This window comes from Rothia sp. HMSC075F09, assembly GCF_001810515.1.
Taxonomy (GTDB): Bacteria; Actinomycetota; Actinomycetes; order Actinomycetales; family Micrococcaceae; genus Rothia.
The window spans coordinates 1-16981 of record NZ_KV801759.1 but is presented as its reverse complement, the minus strand read 5'-3'; the positions used below and the strand labels follow the sequence as shown (position 1 = coordinate 16981).

Genomic DNA, 16981 nt, shown 5'->3' with positions numbered 1-16981 from the left:
CACTTGAGAAAAAACTCAAGATACACCCCTGTCAGAGCCAGAAGAAAAGCGAAGATTCGCTAAAATAAAGGGGCATTACACCTCGCTCAAAAAAGGGACCTGCATGCCCCGCATCGTCAGTATCAGCAGCCTCAAAGGTGGCGTCGGCAAAACGTCCATCACTTTGGGGCTCGCGTCCGCAGCTTTACACAGCGGACTCTCCACACTCGTTATTGACCTCGACCCCCACGGCGACGCCAGCACCGGTCTGGCGGTGGATGAAACCATCCCCGACGTTGCCTCCCTGATTGCCAGCTCCAATGAGCGTGCCTTCGCGGAGGAAGCCGGTAGCTCCTCTTGGAACTCGCTCGTCGGCAAACCCACCCTGCTGACCAATAACCCCGTGACCACCGGTAGCGTGAAGGTGGCGCGCGGTTCGGCTCGTTCCACCCTCGTGGACCGGCAGGAAGCCGCGCCGTTCATCCGCCGATTCAAGCGCATGGTGGAGGCGGCTGCGGACGCCTACGACGTCATCCTGATCGACTGCCCGCCGTTCCTCGGAACCCTGTCTTCGATGGGCTGGGCGGTTAGTGAGCGCATCCTCTCGGTCGCTGAGCCTTCCCTTTTCTCTGTAGCGGGCACCGAACGAACCCTGCGCGCCATCGTGCGTTTTCAGCAGGAAAGCGGCATCAGCATTGACGGTGCGGGAGTAGTTATCAATAAGATGCGCCCCAACGATAGCGAACACCGCTACCGACGCGACGAAATGCGCTCCCTTTTCGGCGATCTTGTCGCAGAGCCGGTGCTCGCTGAAAGCCCCGTGCTGCAACGCGCCCAGGGTGCGGCGTACCCGATTCATTTTTGGCCCGACGAAGAATCGGTTGATCCCGCCATTGACTTCACCCGTCTGCTGGCTGGGCTTATGGCAGACATCTAATCGCTGACCTCTTAGCGCAGACATATACGCGTCACTAATCCGCGGGCTCGAATAGTTCTCAACGCTTGAGTGCGTCTTCTCAAAGAACCGCTGTGTTCTCAGCGCTGTGTTCTCAGTGCTGTGTTCTTTAGGACGGCGCATTTTCGCATATCCGTCAACATTGACACCAGAAGTGGGAATAGCCGGAAGCTTCCACGCGTTATAGTGGCAGTAACAGAAATAACCCCGCCATCGAGGGGCACGCTGGGAACGAGCCCAGCCTCAACATCATCAACGAGAGGACCACATGAGCATCGAGAACGTAGAACGCATTGACGGCGTAGCACAGTACGACCTCATCGTCATCGGCTCCGGATCCGGCAACACCCTCATCGGCCCCGAATGGGACGACAAGAAGGTCGCCCTCATCGACGGCGGTATCTTCGGCGGCACCTGCCTGAACGTTGGCTGCATCCCCACCAAAATGTACGTCTACCCGGCGACCATCGCGCAGAAGACCCGCGAGGTCAAGCACCTGGGCGTCGACGCACACGTAGACGCCGTGCACTGGGCGCAGATTCGTGACCGTATCTTTGCCTCCCGCATTGACCAGATTGTTGAAGGCGGCCGCAACTGGCGTGCCGGTCTGCCCAACGTCGACTTCTACGACCAGTACGCGCGCTTCGTCGGCTCCCACACCGTCGAGCTGACCGACGGCACCCGCCTGCAGGGCCGCCAGATTGTTGTTGCGGCAGGTTCACGCGCCGTGCTGCCTCCCGTACCCGGTATCGACTCCTCCAAGGTCTACACCAATGACAACGTCATGCGCATGGACGAGCTGCCCGCCCGTATGGTCGTCATCGGCGGCGGCGTGATTGCGGCAGAATTCTCCCACGTTTTCTCCGCATTCGGTACCGAAGTAACCCAGCTGAACCGCTCCTCCCGCCTGCTACGTGGCGTGGACGAAGAGGTCGTGGCACGCTTCGAAGAAGCCGCAAGCAAGCAGTGGAACATCGTCAAGGATGCGTCCCTCTCCGAAATCCGTGAGAACGCCGACGGCAGTGTGACCGTCGTAGCTAAGCACACTACCGAGAACGGTGAAGAACTGCTCGAAATCCCGGCAGACGCTGTGCTCGTGGCAACCGGTCGTCGCCCCAACACCGACACCCTCAACGCGAAGAACTACTTCGACGTGCAGGACGGCGGCCAGCTCAGCGTCGATAAGTACCAGCGCGTGCTCTACAACGGCGCGCCCGTACCCGGCGTCTACGCCCTCGGCGACGTGTCCAGCCGCTACCAGCTCAAGCACGTGGCAAACCACGAGGCACGCGTTGTGCAGCACAACCTCAGCCACCCCGAGGACCTGCGTGCCAGCGACCACCGCTACGTACCGGCTGCCGTCTTCAGCAACCCGCAGATTGCTGTGGTCGGCATGACCGAAGAGCAGGCGCGCCAGGCGGCTGAACGTGAAGGCTTTGAGATTACCGTCAAGGCACAGAACTTTGGCGACACCGCCTACGGCTGGGCAATGGAAGACAAGATTGGCCTGTGCAAGCTCATTGCCCGTAAGGACAACGGTGAGCTGCTCGGTGCACACCTGGTCGGTGAAGAGTCCTCCGTGCTCATCCAGCCGCTCCTGCAGGCAATGAGCTTCGGCATGGATGCGCGCACCCTCGCACGCGGCCAGTACTGGATTCACCCGGCACTGACCGAAATCGTTGAGAACGCGCTGCTCGGTCTGGAATTCAACGAGCCCGCCAACTAACGCCGGCTAGATAACGCCCGGAAGCCGAATGCTATGGGCGGTCAACATACACGAGCCAATATACGAGAGGAGGGGGTCGTACCACAGCGGTACGACCCCCTCCTCTCGTTTCGGTAGCTAGAGCCGGTTAGGCGTTGTCGCTTTCAGACTTCTTCTCAGCCTTCTTAGCTTCTGTCTTTTCAGCCGGAGCTTCAGCGGAAGAATCCTCAGCCTTCTCAGACTTATCGGACTTCTTAGCGTCGTCCTTAGCCTCAACCTTCTCTTCCTGAGGCTTCTGCATCATTTCGGCGGTCTGCTCACGCAGCTCCTCAAACTTCTCAGCCGCCTGCTCGCGCAGCTCGGCAAGACGCTCCGCCTGGTGGTCCGCATACTCGTGCAGACGCTCGGCAGCCTGCTCACGCAGTTCAGCGAACTTCTCAGACTGCTCCGCCGCGTACTCCTGCAGACGAGCCAAAGAATCCGACGTGCTATCAGAAACCTTGCCGTACATTTCGTCCACGTAGGAGGAGAAATCCTGCAGCACCTTCGCGCGGCGAATCTTGTGCGAGGGGGTCAGATAGCCGTCCTCCTCGGTCAGATCGCGGTTCATGATGCGGAACTCGCGGATACCCTCGGCGCGCGAGACCAGCTGATTCGCCTCGTCCACAATTCGCTGCACGGCGGCGCGTACCGCCGGATGCACGGCCGCCTCCGGGATGGACAGTGAGCGCGGCAGCCCCAGGTGCTCGAGCTGCTCGGGCAGGGTATCCGGATCCAGGGTCACGAGGGCCGCGATGAAGGGCTTCTCATCCCCCACCAGCATGGCCTGGGAGACCAGGGGAGAGGTACGCAGATGGTTCTCCGCAATGCCCGGAATGACGTTCTTGCCGCCGGCGGTGACGATGATTTCCTTCTTGCGTCCCACAATCTTCAGCAACCCGGCCTCGTCGAACTCGGCCAGGTCGCCGGTACGGAGCCAGCCGTCCTCGGTGAACGCCTGGGCGTCCTCCTCGGGGTTCTTGTAGTACCCCTTCATGACGCCCACACCGCGCACCAGTAGCTCGCCGTCCTCGGCGATGGTGCCCTCGGCACCTGGAAGAAGCGGGCCAATCCTACCGATCTGATACGGGGTGATACGCCCGGCCGCGATGGGAGCGCAGGTCTCAGTCAGGCCGTAGCCCTCGATGACCTGCACGCCCACCGCGTGGAAGAAGTGCGCGAGGCGCTCGCCCAGCGGGCCGCCTCCGGAGACCGCGTAGTGTAGCTGCCCGCCCAGAGCCGCACGCAGCTTGGAGTACACGAGACGGTCGTACAGGGCGTACTGCGCCGCGAGCTTGAAAGATACATGTCCGGTGACCTTCGCCTTCGACCAGGCAATCGCGATGTCCACCGAGCGGTCGAAAAGAGCTTTGTTGAGAGAACCGCCCTTCTCTGCCTTGGCCTTGGCCCCCTCATACACCTTCTCGAAGACTCGGGGGACCACCAGCAGCATGGTCGGCTTGAAGCTATCAAGGTCGGCCGCGAGGTTCTTAATGTTCGGGGAGTGGCCGATAACCACACCGGCGTCCAGGGCCAGCACCTGAATCAGGCGAGCCAGCACGTGGGCCAGCGGCAGGAAGAGAATCGACGAGTTGCGGGGGTTCGCAATTTCGCTTTCCACGAAGCGCGTGTTGGCGCTCAGGTTCAGGAAATTGCCGTGGGTGAGCGGGCAACCCTTGGGGCGGCCGGTCGTGCCGGAGGTGTACACAATGGTCGCGAGGTCGTCACAACCGGCTGCGGAACGTACCTGCTCCAGCCGCTCATCGCTTACCTCGGAGGCGCGAGTGCTCAGGGTATCGAGGTCACCGTTCTCAATGACCCAGCGGTGCTTCAACTGCATGGGCTCCTGGGTCGTGGAGGCGAATTCCTCAGCCTCCGCGATGCGCGCCAGAAGCTTCTCATCCTCAACGAAGATGGCGGTAGCCTCCGAGTGGGCGAGCGCCCACGCCGCCTGTGCGGGTGCGTTGGTCTCGTACACCGGCACGGAGATGGCGCCCGCGTACCAAATCGCGAAGTCAATGACGGTCCACTCGAAGCGGGTGCGGCTCATAATGCCCACACGGTCACCCGGGCGGATGCCCGCAGCAATCATGCCCTTAGCTAGGTCGGTTACCATCTGGTGGAACTGCTGGGCGCGAATCGGCTGCCAGTTACCCGGAGACATCTGGCGACGGTACAGCACCGGGTTGGAGCTGTCGGCTCGGTGACGCTCAACAATGCTTGTCAGGTTCAGTGAGGGGTCGACAAGAACCTCAGCGGGAGTGGAGAAGACTTTCATAATGCGCCTTTCGAATCAGGGCGTAAGCTCGGGCGGTCCGGGCCGCGGGCTGTCCTCGAATGCTCGAGGTGCCGTGATGGCTTTCTGGTTGTTCTGCTCGCCGCGGCGGGTGATGCATTCGCCGGTGTGCAGCGGGCGGAACTGTCAGAATTTAGTGGTTTAGGGATGCGACAAAAGCTTGAACAGTAGAGAAAAGATACTCGGCGTCGTAGTCGAGCGTTGCCACATGGTAGCTGCGGGTCAGCCACCTAAATTCTACAGGAACTGAACAATGTTCGAGAAAATATTTGTGGGAGCTATCCGACACAGTATGATCGCCCAGTGAACGCGCGTACAGAACCGGCGCCTTCAACTGCGGAATCAGTGCACGCGTCTCAGCGCCCAAAAGATGTAACTGATGCACCGCCGCCGTCGGAACGATAGAATACGCGCCCTCGCTCACGCCAGGAACCGCAATATCGGAACCAATCGCCTTGAGCATCGGCAGAACCTTCGACACCTTACCGGCGTGGCGCATCATCGGGTTCACATCCACCATATAGGGGTTAATCAGCACCGTACCCGCCACCGGCAGGCGCGCCGACAGATGGGTCGCCACCGTGCCGCCCATCGACATACCAATGACCACCACACGCAGACCCTGATCGGTCAGGCGGCGGTACCCCTGCTCGGCAGAAGCCAGCCACTGCTCATAGGTGCTATCGCGCAAATCTTTCCAATGAGTACCGTGACCGGTCAGCAACGGCATCTCTACCGCATAACCAAGCTTCATGAAACGCTGAGCCAACGGGCGCATACTGTGCGGCGAACCCGTAAAACCGTGCACCAGCAAAATACCCACAGAATGCTGCGCAGGGTTAGGACTAAAGGAAACGGGGGAGTGATCGAATGCTTCCTGGTCGCCCTCGAGGCGACGCGCCAGGGAGTCCTTAACATTTTGGGTCGCTAGAAGCCTGCGCTCGCGAGCCTTGCGGCGCATCCGCTTGAGCGGCTCCAACGAGTTATCAAAAATGCTCATGGTCCTCCTTCGCTAACCTGCGAGAACATGAACGCAGGTGCAGGCTCTATAGCGTACCCCGACCGGCTACCACGGGCACAGCGCCGATGCTGGTATATCGCCCCCAGCGCACCCAATACACCGGTGCGCAGAAAAATCGTTCTCTTTTCTTTAATTATCGCGCGTTCTCTCGCGCCTCTCCAGACACGCTAGAATTGAGCCGGGAACATTCAGAGAGGAGACCCCAATGCCTAACACCGCCCTCTACTCAACGCTCAAGGTTCTTGGCTCACCCCTGCTGCAGGGACTGTACCACCACGACGTGGTTGGCCTGGAAAACCTGCCCGAGGGACCCTACATTGTTGCCAGCAACCACCTGGCATTCTGCGACTCCATTTTTATTCCTCTCGCCATGCCTCGCACCGTGAATTTCCTCGCCAAGAGCGACTACTTCACTACCCCCGGCGTGAAGGGGCGCGCCATGGCGGCGTTCTTCCGCGGTGTTGGTCAGCTTCCCATGGACCGCTCCGGCGGTCAGAAGAGCCAGGAATCCCTCAACGCCGGTGCGCAGGTCCTTAAGGACGGCGGCGTTATCGGTATCTACCCTGAAGGTACCCGTAGCCCCGACGGACGAGGTTACCGCCCCAAAGTTGGTGTTGCCCGCCTCGCCCTGGAAACCGGCGTGCCCGTAGTTCCCGTCGGCCAGATCGGTACCGACCTGATTCAGCCCTCCGGCTCGAACCGTATCCGTCTGCGCCATGACGGCAAGCCCATCCAGGTGCGTACCATTATCGGTAAGCCCCTCACCTTCGAGGAATACACCGACGGCTCAGACCTGAGCCACCGCGTTCAGCGTGAAATCGCCGACCGTATTGGCTCCGAGATCCGTGCCCTCAGCGGCCAGGAATACGTGGACGTGTACGCCGACCGCGTCAAGAAGCTCATGACTGATAAAAACATGAGCGCTGATGAGGCAGTCGCACACCTGCAGCACTAGGCATTGAGACAGCACCCTGAGACAACACCTCGGATGCGCATATACTCCAGATGCGCACATACGCCAGAGGGCGGGATGCGGTACATGCCGCATCCCGCCCTTTCGTATGCGGCTCTGCAACGGTGCTCATCAACCCGCGTATCGCCGACACCGGGTGGCGCCGACACCGGGTGGCGCTATCTAAACATGTGAGATGTACCTGACTGCAGGGTTAGGTGTTGAAGCAAGCAAGAGTACAATTAGGTCTATTCGGCCTGAAGAATCGCAAGCCAGCACGCCGCACAGGGCGCGCCGAGCACCCGAAACGCGGCTGAACCAGAAAACGCACAAGACCATCCCGATGGAGTGAAGATGAGCAATCAAAACCTCAGCACCTCGCAGGCCCCCGACCACGGCCTGGACACCTGGCGCGAGCTGCACATTGACCAGCAGCCCACCTGGAGCGAGCACGAAGATTTTGAGAGCACCATCGCCGAGCTGAACTCGGTACCGCCGCTCGTCTTCGCCGGTGAGGTCGACGCCATGCGCCAGGCACTCGGTGAGGTTGCTGAAGGCCGCGCATTCCTCCTGCAGGGCGGCGACTGTGCAGAAACCTTCGCGGGTGCAACCGCCGACAAAATCTCCGGCCGCGTCAAGACCATCCTGCAGATGTCTGCAGTGCTCACCTACGGCGCCTCCATGCCCGTGGTGAAGATGGGCCGCATGGCGGGTCAGTTCTCCAAGCCGCGCTCCGCAGACATGGAAACCCGCGGCGACGTCACCCTGCCCTCCTTCCGCGGCGAGACCGTCAACGGTTTCGACTTCACCCCCGAAGCCCGCGTACACGACCCCAAGCGCATGCTGCAGGGCTACCACACCAGTGCCTCCACCCTGAACCTGATCCGTGCCTTCACCAAGGGCGGCTTCGCAGACCTGCGCGCCGTGCACCAGTGGAACCGCGGCTTCACCTCCAACCCCGCGCATGAGCGCTACGAGAAGACCGCCAACGAAATCGGCCGCGCCCTCAAGTTCATGGAAGCATGCGGCGTGAACTTTGAAGCCCTCAAGACCACCGACATGTACGTCGGCCACGAAGCACTGGTAATGGACTACGAGCGTGCCCTGACCCGCATCGACTCGCGTACCCACCTGCCCTACGACACCTCCGCACACTTCCTGTGGATTGGTGAGCGCACCCGCGGCATCGACGATGCACACGTAGACTTCCTCTCCAAGGTCCGCAACCCCATCGGCGTGAAGCTGGGCCCGACCACCACTACTGAGGATGCACTCGCACTGATCGACAAGCTCGACCCGAACCGCGAGCCCGGCCGCCTGACCTTCATCACCCGCATGGGTGCGAAGAACATCCGCGAGAAGCTGCCCGCAATCGTTGAGGGCGTGCAGGCTGAAGGTGCGAAGGTCGTCTGGGTCACCGACCCGATGCACGGCAACACCATTTCCGTGCCCTCCGGCTACAAGACCCGCCGCTTTGACGACGTGCTCGACGAGGTTCGCGGCTTCTTCGAGGTGCACGAGGCACTGGGCTCGTTCCCCGGCGGTATCCACGTGGAGATGACCGGCGACGACGTGACCGAATGCCTGGGCGGCTCCGATGCTATCGACGAGGCAGCACTGGCTGACCGCTACGAGTCCCTGTGCGACCCGCGTCTGAACCACTCGCAGTCCTTGGAAATCGCGTTCCTGGTCTCCGAGTACCTCAAGAACCGCGCATAAAACGTTCATGCGCCTCGCCGCGATAGGCGGTGGGGAGTAGCAGACACGATAATGCCCGGGTCTTCACCTGACAAGGATGAAGACCCGGGCATTTGCGTTTAACCTGTGCGGCAGAAGAGCGGCGCTACAGGCGCTAGAAGGTCAGGAACGCCTCAATATTACGCCACCACGCCGACTGCACCAGCGAAGTAGCAAGCCACCAGCCGGTAAAGCTCGCGCCCATACCCATCAGAATCAACGCCAGAGCCCAACCGCCCACCGCCATACCGGAAGGCGGAGTCCTAAACTGCTTAGCCGGCAGGCGAGGATCCTTCTTCGAAGACTGAACGGAATCATCAGAAATACCCGTAGATTCCTCAGCCTCAGAAGCGCTCGCCGCAACCTTAGCCTTTGAACGGCGCGAACCCGAGGGACTCAACGAACGTTCCGCCTGAATCGGGGCGTACTCGCCGTTAGCTGAGATGAACTCCTGCTCCGTCTGCGGACCAATACCAACGGACTGAGTCAGCGGGCCCTTCGCCGCGGCGGTACGGCGGCCCATGAACGAACCCAGACCATGCTTGCCGGATTTGCCCTTTGAGCCTTCCTTCTCCTGATCAGTGTCAGAATCGTCATTATCGGAGGCAGAACTCACCAGAGGCGGAATACCCTGGCGGTTCAGCACCGAGTCCTCAGCGTCAACGTCGGCAAGGTGCACACCCTGACCAGCCGCCGAAGCGTCGTACACGAGGCTGTCGGGGGAGTAGACATCGTAGACCAGCAGATCGCGGGCATCGCTAAACGCACTAATCGGGGTGTTACGCACCATCTGCGCGGCACCGCTACGCTCCGCAATATCGGCAACAGCCTCCCAGAGGGGAAGCTCCGGCTCCGGGCACGAGGGGGCACGCCAAGCACGCTCGGACTCACCCAGTGACTCAGAAATCTCCAGCAGGGCAGTGAACAGCTCGGTCGCATCCTCGGGACGGGCGTGAGGCTGCTTGCGGGTACACCACGAAATCAGCCCCGCAATATCGCGGTCCGCACCCGGCGCCACATCGGTCAGGGCGGGCATCTCAATGTTGGCGTTGTGGTAGAGCACCTGCTGGTCATTTTCCAAACCCACAAAGGGCAGACGACCCGAAAGCATGCGGTACATCATCACACCGAGCGCAAAAATATCAGCCTGCGCGCCGACCTTCACCTTTGGATCCAGGACCTCCGGCGCAACGTAGGCGGGGGTGCCCATGGGTGCGCCCGCATCCACCTGATCGTCACGGCGGGAAAGACCAAAGTCCGTGAGCTTCACCTGACCGTTAGCGTCGAGAAGAATATTGCCCGGCTTAATATCGCCGTGCAGGTAGCGGTTCGCGTGCACCTCCGAGAGCGCCTCCACCACCGGAATGAGAATATCCAGAGCCTCACCCAGGGACAGGGCATTACGCACACGCAACAGCTGGCTCAGGGTGCAACCGTGCACATACTCCAAGACGATGTACATGACCATCTCGCCCGAAAAATATTCGGTACCCGAAGAAATCACACCCACCGTATGCCCGCCGCCGCCCACCTGGCGCATCGAACGCTCTTCACGGTGGAATTTCTGGCGGTTCGCCGCATCCTTCGCCAGGGTGGGGGAGAGGACCTTGAGCGCGACCGGGTTATTCGACCACAGGTCCAGCGCATAATAGACCTCGCTCATGCCGCCGCGGCCAATGAGCGAACCCACCTGGTAATGACCCTCAATAATGGCGCCACTGAGCCACTGCGAAGAACCGATAGCGGTATCCGGGGCAGCGGGGCGAGTGGCGGGAGGAACAGAAGTATTTGCAGAAGAACGAGGGGTCACAGGAGAAATCCGGCGTGGGCTGGGAGTATTCATACGTCTCAACATTTTAGCCCGCCCACCTGGGCAGAAGCGATACTAGAGGGCGCCGGGCAGGTGAACACTCAGCGAATTCTTAAGAAGCACCGACGGGTCCGAACCCAACCTAAGAACCGCCGGCAACGCGAAAAAAGGAAAGGTGCGCAGGAGAGCTCCCGCTCCAGATGCGGGTCAAAAGTGGTAAATACGTGCCAGCTCTGGCACTCTTAAAAGGTGACTAACGAAAATATTGCTCAGACCTTCGCCCTCGTCGGCGATTGGGTAACTATCCCCGAAATTGCGCAGGCACTCGACCTGAAGGTGACCCGCGTTCACAACCTGATTTCTGACGGTACGCTCATCGCTCTGCGCGACCCGGAAACCAACGTGCGCAAGGTACCCGCACTGTTCATGAACGGTTCGCGAGTACTCGAATCCCTCAAGGGCACCCTCGCTGTCCTGAAGGATTCCGGCTTTAGCGATGAAGAAGCTATCGTGTGGCTGTACACCAGCGACGAGTCCCTGCCCGGCCGTCCCATCGACGCACTGATTGACGGTCGTAAGACTGAGATTCGTCGCCGTGCGCAGGCACTGGCTTGGTAATCTGGCTTGGTAATAGCGGCTCAGTACTATAGCTAAATAGGTTGAGGCGGCATACTTCGGTATGCCGCCTCAACCTATTTAACGTTCTAACTGCGTTGAATCTCTACGCCTTGCGACGTAGCGCATCTATGCCTTGCGTCGCAGTGCACGACCCACGATATCGGTCAGTGCCGCATGCGTCAGCTCGTCCAGGTTCATTGCCTCCAGCGCCTCAAACACAGCCTGAGACTTCTGCTCAATCAGCTGCTCATGCTTGGCGAAAGCGCCCGAAGAAACCATCAGCTCGCGGATGCGTTCCACCTGCTCATCGCTCAGCTCGGGGTCGCCCAAGCTATTGTGCAGAAGCGCCGCGTCCTTCTCGTTCAGGACAGCGGAGGTGAGCGCCACCAGCACGGTACGCTTACCCTCACGCAGGTCATCGCCAGCGGGCTTACCGGTCACCTCGGGCTGGCCGAAGACACCCAGCTCGTCATCACGCAGCTGGAAACCCTCACCCAGCGGCAGGCCGAACGCGCGGTAACCGGCAAGTACCGGGTGCTGCTCGCTCACGGCACCGGCACCGCTCTCCAGCGCGGCAGCCTGCAGAGCCAGAGCACCACCAATCGTGAAGGGGTGCTCGCACGAGTACTTGGCGGACTTGAAACGAATCACGTTCAGGGCACGCTGCAGAGCCGCCTGAGCGTCCTCGGTTTCGAGAACCTCGGAGTAGACGTCCAGATACTGACCCGCCAGAACCTCGGTGCGCATCCGGTCAAAAACAGTGCGCGCAGGGGCGCCATAAATCGCTCCCTCACCCAGGGACGCGAAAACCTCGGCAGACCACGCCAGGGTCAGATCTCCAGCAAGAATACCGCCGGTCAGACCGTAGTTGAAAGCATCACCGCGCCAACTATTCTGCTCGTGCGCTGCCTCGAAACGCTTGTGCACGGAGGGAGCGCCGCGGCGGGTATCGGAGCGGTCGATAATGTCGTCGTGAATCAGTGCGGAGGTCTGGAACAGCTCCACCGCCATGCCGGCCTTCACAATAGACCAGGATGCGCGGTTCTCGGTTACGGGTGCACCGCCAGCACCGCGCCAACCCCAGTAGCTCAGCAGGGCGCGCAGGCGCTTGCCGCCGGTGGAGAGGGACTCGATAGCCTCCAGCAAGGGTAGAGTCTCAGAAGAAATGCCCTCGAGCAGCTCGCGCTGGCGGGTAAAAAACTCAGCCATGAGAGTGTCAAAAGCGTGCAGGTAGGCTTGCTGCTCTTCAGCAATACGCTCGGCGAGGTGCGCAGAATCCGCCGGGATATTCGGTGCCGCTACGGTGAGGCTCTCGGTCGCCTGGGGAGTGGGTGCTCCGGAAGGAGAAGGGGGAGTCATACTATCCTCGCTGATGGTCGCTATGTACGGTCCATGTGTTGTGCGGTGTGCACTTCTTCTAGCTTAGTGGAGAAAAGCCCAAGAGAACGCATTTGCGAACACGTTTACGATATATTACCCCTATTGTTCGTAGAAATGTGCTATATTTTCGGTAGGTGGGCGTAGAAGCTATGAGAGGAGGCGACATGGGGCAGACGCGAACCGGCAAGAACGGCGGCGCAAGGAACGGCCGCGTCATTATGCACCTGGACATGGATGCCTTCTTCGTCAACGTCGAACTCCTCGAAAACCCCGCTCTGCGCGGCGAACCCATTATCGTGGCGCCCCTGGGCCCCCGCTCGGTCGTATGCTCCGCCTCCTACGAGGCGCGCGCCCACGGAGTGCGCTCCGGAATGCCGCTCAGCCGCGCCCGGAACCTCAGCCCCAACGCCACCGTCCTGCCGCTGCGCGGCGACTATCGGCACTACTCGCGCGCCGTCATGGCAATCCTTCACGACCTGAGCCCTTACGTGGAGCAGGTCAGCGTGGATGAAGCCTTCGTAGACCTCACCGGCGCTTACCTGCACGGCCAAGACCCCGTCGCCCTGGCGCAGCGCGCTCGCGACCGCATCGCGCAGGAGCTCTCCCTGCCCTCCTCCGCGGGGGTGGCGCCCAATAAACTACTCGCAAAAATGGCGTCGACCGGTAGTAAACCCAACGGGCTGTGGGTCATTCCACCCGAGCGCGTTCAAGAATTTCTTGACCCGAGAAAAGTTTCCGACCTGTGGGGAGTGGGTGCGAAAAGTACCGAGCAGCTCTCCCGATACGGTATCCACACCATCGCCCAGATGAGGTCCATGAGCCTGGATTGGCTCAAAGAACGCTTCAGCACTGCCCAGGGCGAGCACCTCTGGGCCATGGCGCGCGGCATTGACGAACGCCCCGTGATCACCGAGCGCGAAGAGAAAAGCATGGGTGGCGAGCACACCTTCGAGACGGATACGACCGATGTCCAGGAGGTGAGCGCTGCTATTCGGGAGCTGAGTCTCAAGCTGGGAAAGCGCCTGCGATCCGCGGGGAAACTTGCCGGCGGGATCAGCCTCAAAATCCGCTACAGCACCTTCGAAACGCACACCCGCGCTATCCCCCTAAACGTGCCTGTGGACTCCGGTATGCAGATTGCCTCCCTGGCTCTGGAAGCCCTGCGAGCAGATGAAATCGTGGTAGGGCAGATGGTACCCCGCGCCCTGCGACTCATCGGGGTGCGTGCCGAAAAGCTCGCCCGCGCAGAAGACGGAGTGCAACAAACCCTCTTCGACTCCATTGAGAGCGGGGCAAACCCACGCTCCTCACAAACCGCCTCCTCACAACGAGGCGGCGGGGGAGCGGGCAAAAGCTTCGGGAATGGTACTCGCTCGGGTTCTGGCGCTCGCCTTGTGAAGAGTGGTAGATGGTCCGAGGTGGAGCACGTCATGGACGCGATTCATCGCAAGTACTCACAGGAAAGCCTCAAACCAGCCTCCGGGGTGGCGGTGCCGGAACAGAAGGTTGAGGAAAGGGCCGAGAAAACGGCTGAGTAAAAGACTACGCAAAAGGCTGAAGGAGGGAACTAGCCCGAGAGGAACCATCGCAGAAAGAGTAGCGCCCTCCACGGAAGACATTGAGGTACTTCTGCCTGAAAAAGAATGCGCCAACCCCACCCGGCGGGGTACGATGGGAAGCATACGACGGGAAGATGCGCTCACCGCGCCAGCTGGTACACCAGCTAACCCTGCTGATACGAATGTCATTTTGAGTAGAGACACCTCAAAGGAGAAAACGATGGCACTGTCCGAGCGTGAACAGAAGGTTCTGGACCAGCTCGAAGAACTCATGAGCAATGAGGATCCGCACTTTGCCTCCTCCATGTCCTCAACTGGCAATACCGCGCCGGTCTTTAGCGCTCGCCACCTGGCTCTCGGTATTCTCTTCGTTCTTATTGGCCTGGGCATCATTATTGGTGCGGTCGCATCTAATATGATTTGGCTGGGCGTATTCGGCTTCCTCTTTGCTGCAGGTGGCGTGTACTTCGCAACCACCAGCAAGAAGACCCCGGTGGATTCCTTCCTCGGCGGTAAGGCAGAAGGCGCAGCCCGTGTGCGTCAGCGCGAGCAGAAGGATCAGTCTTCCTTCATGAACCGCCTGGAGAACCGCTGGGACGAGCGTAATAACGGCCAGCTCTAAAGCATTTAGGGTGCAGAAGCTTCGCGGCTTAGCTCATAGAGCTGACCCCCGATGCGAACATCTCAAAACTCAAGACTGATTAAGCGGAGGTAAGAATTCTCTTACCTCCGCTTTCTTGTGCCCATTTTCTGCACTCAGTTCCCGGTGCCGGGTGTTGTGCCCCGAACCGTGAACAGACCCGAACGGTGAACAGACCTGAGCCCCCTCGAAGCAGGCAATCTGAGGGTTGCACACTGAGCGGGAATACGCCCGAAGCTGTGTAGAAGCTGTGCGGCAGCGTTAAAAATGCAGAAGAGAGCATAAAAACACTAAAAGATACTCTGCCGGGTGGGGTAGGTGGTGGAAAGTGGGGTAAAGTGGAGGGGAAAGCTGAAAGTCAGTCCTATCGCCGTGCCCTCAAACAGACGGCGGAGGCGTCGGCCCGGCACACCCCGCCACCGGCACCTACAGGATGTGTGGAGCAACCACGCTCCCGCAGGCTTCAGCACAACGGCACACATCAGGGGCACACATCGGGGAGGTGAAGTGAATGTTCTTAGGTACCTACTCACCACGAATGGACGCCAAAGGACGCATCATCCTTCCCGCCAAATTCCGTGAGGAACTCTCAGCAGGCCTCGTTCTGACCCGCGGTCAAGAACGATGCCTGTACGTTTTCCCCGCCGCAGAATTTGAACGCATCCACGAACGGATGCGCACCGCGCCCCTGCCCGGACGAGCCGCCCGAGACTTCCTGCGAGTCTTCCTCTCAGGAGCCTCAGACGAACTGCCCGACAAGCAGGGACGCATCACCATCCCGCCGATACTGCGCCAATACGCAGGACTGACCGACAACCTCGTCGTCATCGGATCCGGTACCCGCGCAGAAATCTGGGATGCAGCCGCCTGGGAGGAATACCTCGCCCGCACCGAAGCTGAATTCGCTGCCCTCGACGAGGACCCGTTCAGCCCGCTACTCTAGTCGGCACCCCGCCGGTGCGATGGCTACCGCCCGGCATCTCTCTACCACTACCGCACCACTCTTCCGTAAGCTTTCCCGCAGGACAAACTCTCACAGGAGCACCCATGAGCGTAGACCACGCCCCCGAAACCGGTACGACCGCATCCGGCGCTGCCGCCAAGGTCACCGGCGCATCCATTGAGAACCTCTCCCAGCGTGAAGCCAGCGAACGCCACGTGCCCGTCATGCTGGACCGCTGCATTAACCTGCTGGCACCCGGCATTGAACGCGCCGTTGAGGAGCGCGGCACCGCCTACGTTATTGATGGCACCCTCGGTATGGGTGGCCACTCCGAGGCGCTGCTCGAACGCTTCGAAAACCTTGTACTCATCGGTATTGACCGCGACCTGCAGGCGCACGCCATTGCCGGCGAACGCCTGGCACGCTTCGGTGACCGCTTCGTACCCGTCCACGCCGTCTACGACGAAATTGACCGCGCCATGGAAACCGCCGGCGTGCAGGGCATCGACGGCATCCTGATGGACCTGGGCGTCTCCTCCATGCAGCTGGACGAACGCACCCGAGGCTTCGCCTACTCCTACGACGCGCCCCTGGACATGCGCATGAACTCCGAAGATGAGCTCACCGCCCGTATTGTTGTCAACGAATACAGCGAAGACCAGCTGCGCCGCATTATCCGCAACTGGGGCGAAGAGAAGTTCGCATCGCGTATCGCCCGCGCCATCTGCACCGCCCGCGCCAACGCGCCCCTGGAAACCACCGGTGAGCTCGTACGCATTATTCAGAAGGCTGTGCCCGTCGCCGCGCAGCGCACCGGCGGCCACCCCGCCAAGCGCACCTTCCAGGCGTTGCGCATCGAAGTGAACCACGAGCTTGAAGCCCTCGAACGCGCCGTACCGGCAGCCCTGGAGGCGCTCAACCTCGGTGGTCGATTCGTCGCCATGAGCTACCACAGCCTCGAAGACAAAATCGTCAAGAGAGCACTGACCGCGGAGGCAACCTCCAAGGCACCCAAGGGCTTCCCGGTAGAGCTTGAAGAACACAAGCCCACCGTCAAATTCATTACCCGCGGCGCCGAACCGCCTACCGACGAGGAAATCGAACAGAACTCCCGCGCCGCCAGCGCCAAGCTGCGCGCCGCCGAGAAGATCCGCATCCCCGCCAAGTAGAAGACAGAAAGCGAAGAAGAGTGAGCACCCAGCACGCATCCCAGCGCCCCACCCGCACCCAGGGCGCCCCGCGGAGTCGACGCGCCGGTTCCTCGCGCCCTGCCGCCGGCACCCCCGGCGCCGTTGGCTCTACCCGCGCATCCTCTACTGGCTCTACCGGCGGCTCTACCGGGGCGAG

13 protein-coding genes are annotated in these 16981 nt (G+C 60.8%); 9 read left to right on the top strand and 4 right to left on the bottom strand.

Translation table 11 applies throughout. From position 1 onward, the window contains the following. Nucleotides 1-103: 103 nt before the first annotated feature. Both HMPREF2749_RS00155 and HMPREF2749_RS00150 read left to right on the top strand, forming a co-directional pair. Entirely contained in the window at nucleotides 104-916 is an 813-nt protein-coding gene (locus tag HMPREF2749_RS00155) for a ParA family protein (protein WP_049340760.1), read from the top strand. 286 nt (nucleotides 917-1202) lie between these two features. After that, complete coding sequence (locus tag HMPREF2749_RS00150) at nucleotides 1203-2660, top strand: mycothione reductase (protein WP_049340759.1); 1458 nt, start codon at nucleotides 1203-1205, stop codon at nucleotides 2658-2660. Nucleotides 2661-2787: 127 nt separating this feature from the next. Here the strand turns inward: HMPREF2749_RS00150 and HMPREF2749_RS00145 are convergent, their stop codons facing one another. Both HMPREF2749_RS00145 and HMPREF2749_RS00140 read right to left on the bottom strand, forming a co-directional pair. Next, complete coding sequence (locus HMPREF2749_RS00145) at nucleotides 2788-4956, bottom strand: AMP-dependent synthetase/ligase (RefSeq protein ID WP_049340757.1); 2169 nt, start codon at nucleotides 4954-4956, stop codon at nucleotides 2788-2790. 151 nt (nucleotides 4957-5107) lie between these two features. Further along, nucleotides 5108-5974 carry an alpha/beta hydrolase gene (locus HMPREF2749_RS00140; RefSeq protein WP_070592918.1) on the bottom strand — a complete coding sequence of 289 codons (867 nt, stop codon included), beginning with the start codon at nucleotides 5972-5974 and terminating at the stop codon, nucleotides 5108-5110. Nucleotides 5975-6200: 226 nt separating this feature from the next. Here HMPREF2749_RS00140 and HMPREF2749_RS00135 point away from each other — a divergent pair, with 226 nt between their 5' ends. Further along, entirely contained in the window at nucleotides 6201-6950 is a 750-nt protein-coding gene (locus tag HMPREF2749_RS00135; protein ID WP_070592916.1) for a lysophospholipid acyltransferase family protein, read from the top strand. A gap of 351 nt (nucleotides 6951-7301) precedes the next feature. Then, the gene (locus tag HMPREF2749_RS00130) at nucleotides 7302-8666 is read left to right on the top strand and encodes a class II 3-deoxy-7-phosphoheptulonate synthase (RefSeq protein ID WP_070592914.1); all 1365 of its coding nucleotides are present in this window, start codon (nucleotides 7302-7304) and stop codon (nucleotides 8664-8666) included. Between the two features lie 133 nt (nucleotides 8667-8799). Here HMPREF2749_RS00130 and HMPREF2749_RS00125 read toward each other — a convergent pair whose 3' ends face one another. Then, nucleotides 8800-10494 (bottom strand): serine/threonine protein kinase, encoded by a 1695-nt coding sequence (locus tag HMPREF2749_RS00125; RefSeq protein WP_246823461.1) that lies wholly within the window; start codon nucleotides 10492-10494, stop codon nucleotides 8800-8802. Between the two features lie 249 nt (nucleotides 10495-10743). Between HMPREF2749_RS00125 and HMPREF2749_RS00120 the strand changes: the two genes are divergently transcribed. Continuing rightward, the gene (locus HMPREF2749_RS00120; protein WP_005506572.1) at nucleotides 10744-11112 is read left to right on the top strand and encodes an Rv2175c family DNA-binding protein; all 369 of its coding nucleotides are present in this window, start codon (nucleotides 10744-10746) and stop codon (nucleotides 11110-11112) included. Between the two features lie 126 nt (nucleotides 11113-11238). Here HMPREF2749_RS00120 and HMPREF2749_RS00115 read toward each other — a convergent pair whose 3' ends face one another. Beyond that, nucleotides 11239-12471, bottom strand: coding sequence for a polyprenyl synthetase family protein (locus HMPREF2749_RS00115; protein ID WP_049345242.1), 1233 nt, complete (start codon nucleotides 12469-12471; stop codon nucleotides 11239-11241). Between the two features lie 185 nt (nucleotides 12472-12656). Here HMPREF2749_RS00115 and dinB point away from each other — a divergent pair, with 185 nt between their 5' ends. From dinB to rsmH, 4 genes are all read left to right on the top strand, one after another. Next, nucleotides 12657-14030, top strand: coding sequence for a DNA polymerase IV (gene dinB / locus HMPREF2749_RS00110; RefSeq protein ID WP_049345241.1), 1374 nt, complete (start codon nucleotides 12657-12659; stop codon nucleotides 14028-14030). Nucleotides 14031-14271: 241 nt separating this feature from the next. Beyond that, nucleotides 14272-14673 carry a DUF3040 domain-containing protein gene (locus HMPREF2749_RS00105; RefSeq protein ID WP_049350360.1) on the top strand — a complete coding sequence of 134 codons (402 nt, stop codon included), beginning with the start codon at nucleotides 14272-14274 and terminating at the stop codon, nucleotides 14671-14673. Nucleotides 14674-15202: 529 nt separating this feature from the next. Continuing rightward, entirely contained in the window at nucleotides 15203-15634 is a 432-nt protein-coding gene (gene mraZ / locus HMPREF2749_RS00100) for a division/cell wall cluster transcriptional repressor MraZ (protein WP_005506565.1), read from the top strand. A gap of 104 nt (nucleotides 15635-15738) precedes the next feature. Continuing rightward, nucleotides 15739-16803 carry a 16S rRNA (cytosine(1402)-N(4))-methyltransferase RsmH gene (gene rsmH, locus HMPREF2749_RS00095; RefSeq protein WP_070592910.1) on the top strand — a complete coding sequence of 355 codons (1065 nt, stop codon included), beginning with the start codon at nucleotides 15739-15741 and terminating at the stop codon, nucleotides 16801-16803. The last annotated feature ends 178 nt before the right edge of the window (nucleotides 16804-16981 follow it).

Bases quoted from the DNA above. Each gene is read 5' to 3' on its own strand.
- rsmH (WP_070592910.1), top strand. From the start codon at position 15,739: ATGAGCGTAGACCACGCCCCCGAAACCGGTACGACCGCATCCGGCGCT.
- mraZ (WP_005506565.1), top strand. From the start codon at position 15,203: ATGTTCTTAGGTACCTACTCACCACGAATGGACGCCAAAGGACGCATC.
- HMPREF2749_RS00145 (WP_049340757.1), bottom strand. From the start codon at position 4,956: ATGAAAGTCTTCTCCACTCCCGCTGAGGTTCTTGTCGACCCCTCACTG.
- HMPREF2749_RS00155 (WP_049340760.1), top strand. From the start codon at position 104: ATGCCCCGCATCGTCAGTATCAGCAGCCTCAAAGGTGGCGTCGGCAAA.
- HMPREF2749_RS00130 (WP_070592914.1), top strand. From the start codon at position 7,302: ATGAGCAATCAAAACCTCAGCACCTCGCAGGCCCCCGACCACGGCCTG.
- HMPREF2749_RS00150 (WP_049340759.1), top strand. From the start codon at position 1,203: ATGAGCATCGAGAACGTAGAACGCATTGACGGCGTAGCACAGTACGAC.
- HMPREF2749_RS00135 (WP_070592916.1), top strand. From the start codon at position 6,201: ATGCCTAACACCGCCCTCTACTCAACGCTCAAGGTTCTTGGCTCACCC.
- HMPREF2749_RS00115 (WP_049345242.1), bottom strand. From the start codon at position 12,471: ATGACTCCCCCTTCTCCTTCCGGAGCACCCACTCCCCAGGCGACCGAG.
- dinB (WP_049345241.1), top strand. From the start codon at position 12,657: ATGGGGCAGACGCGAACCGGCAAGAACGGCGGCGCAAGGAACGGCCGC.
- HMPREF2749_RS00140 (WP_070592918.1), bottom strand. From the start codon at position 5,974: ATGAGCATTTTTGATAACTCGTTGGAGCCGCTCAAGCGGATGCGCCGC.
- HMPREF2749_RS00105 (WP_049350360.1), top strand. From the start codon at position 14,272: ATGGCACTGTCCGAGCGTGAACAGAAGGTTCTGGACCAGCTCGAAGAA.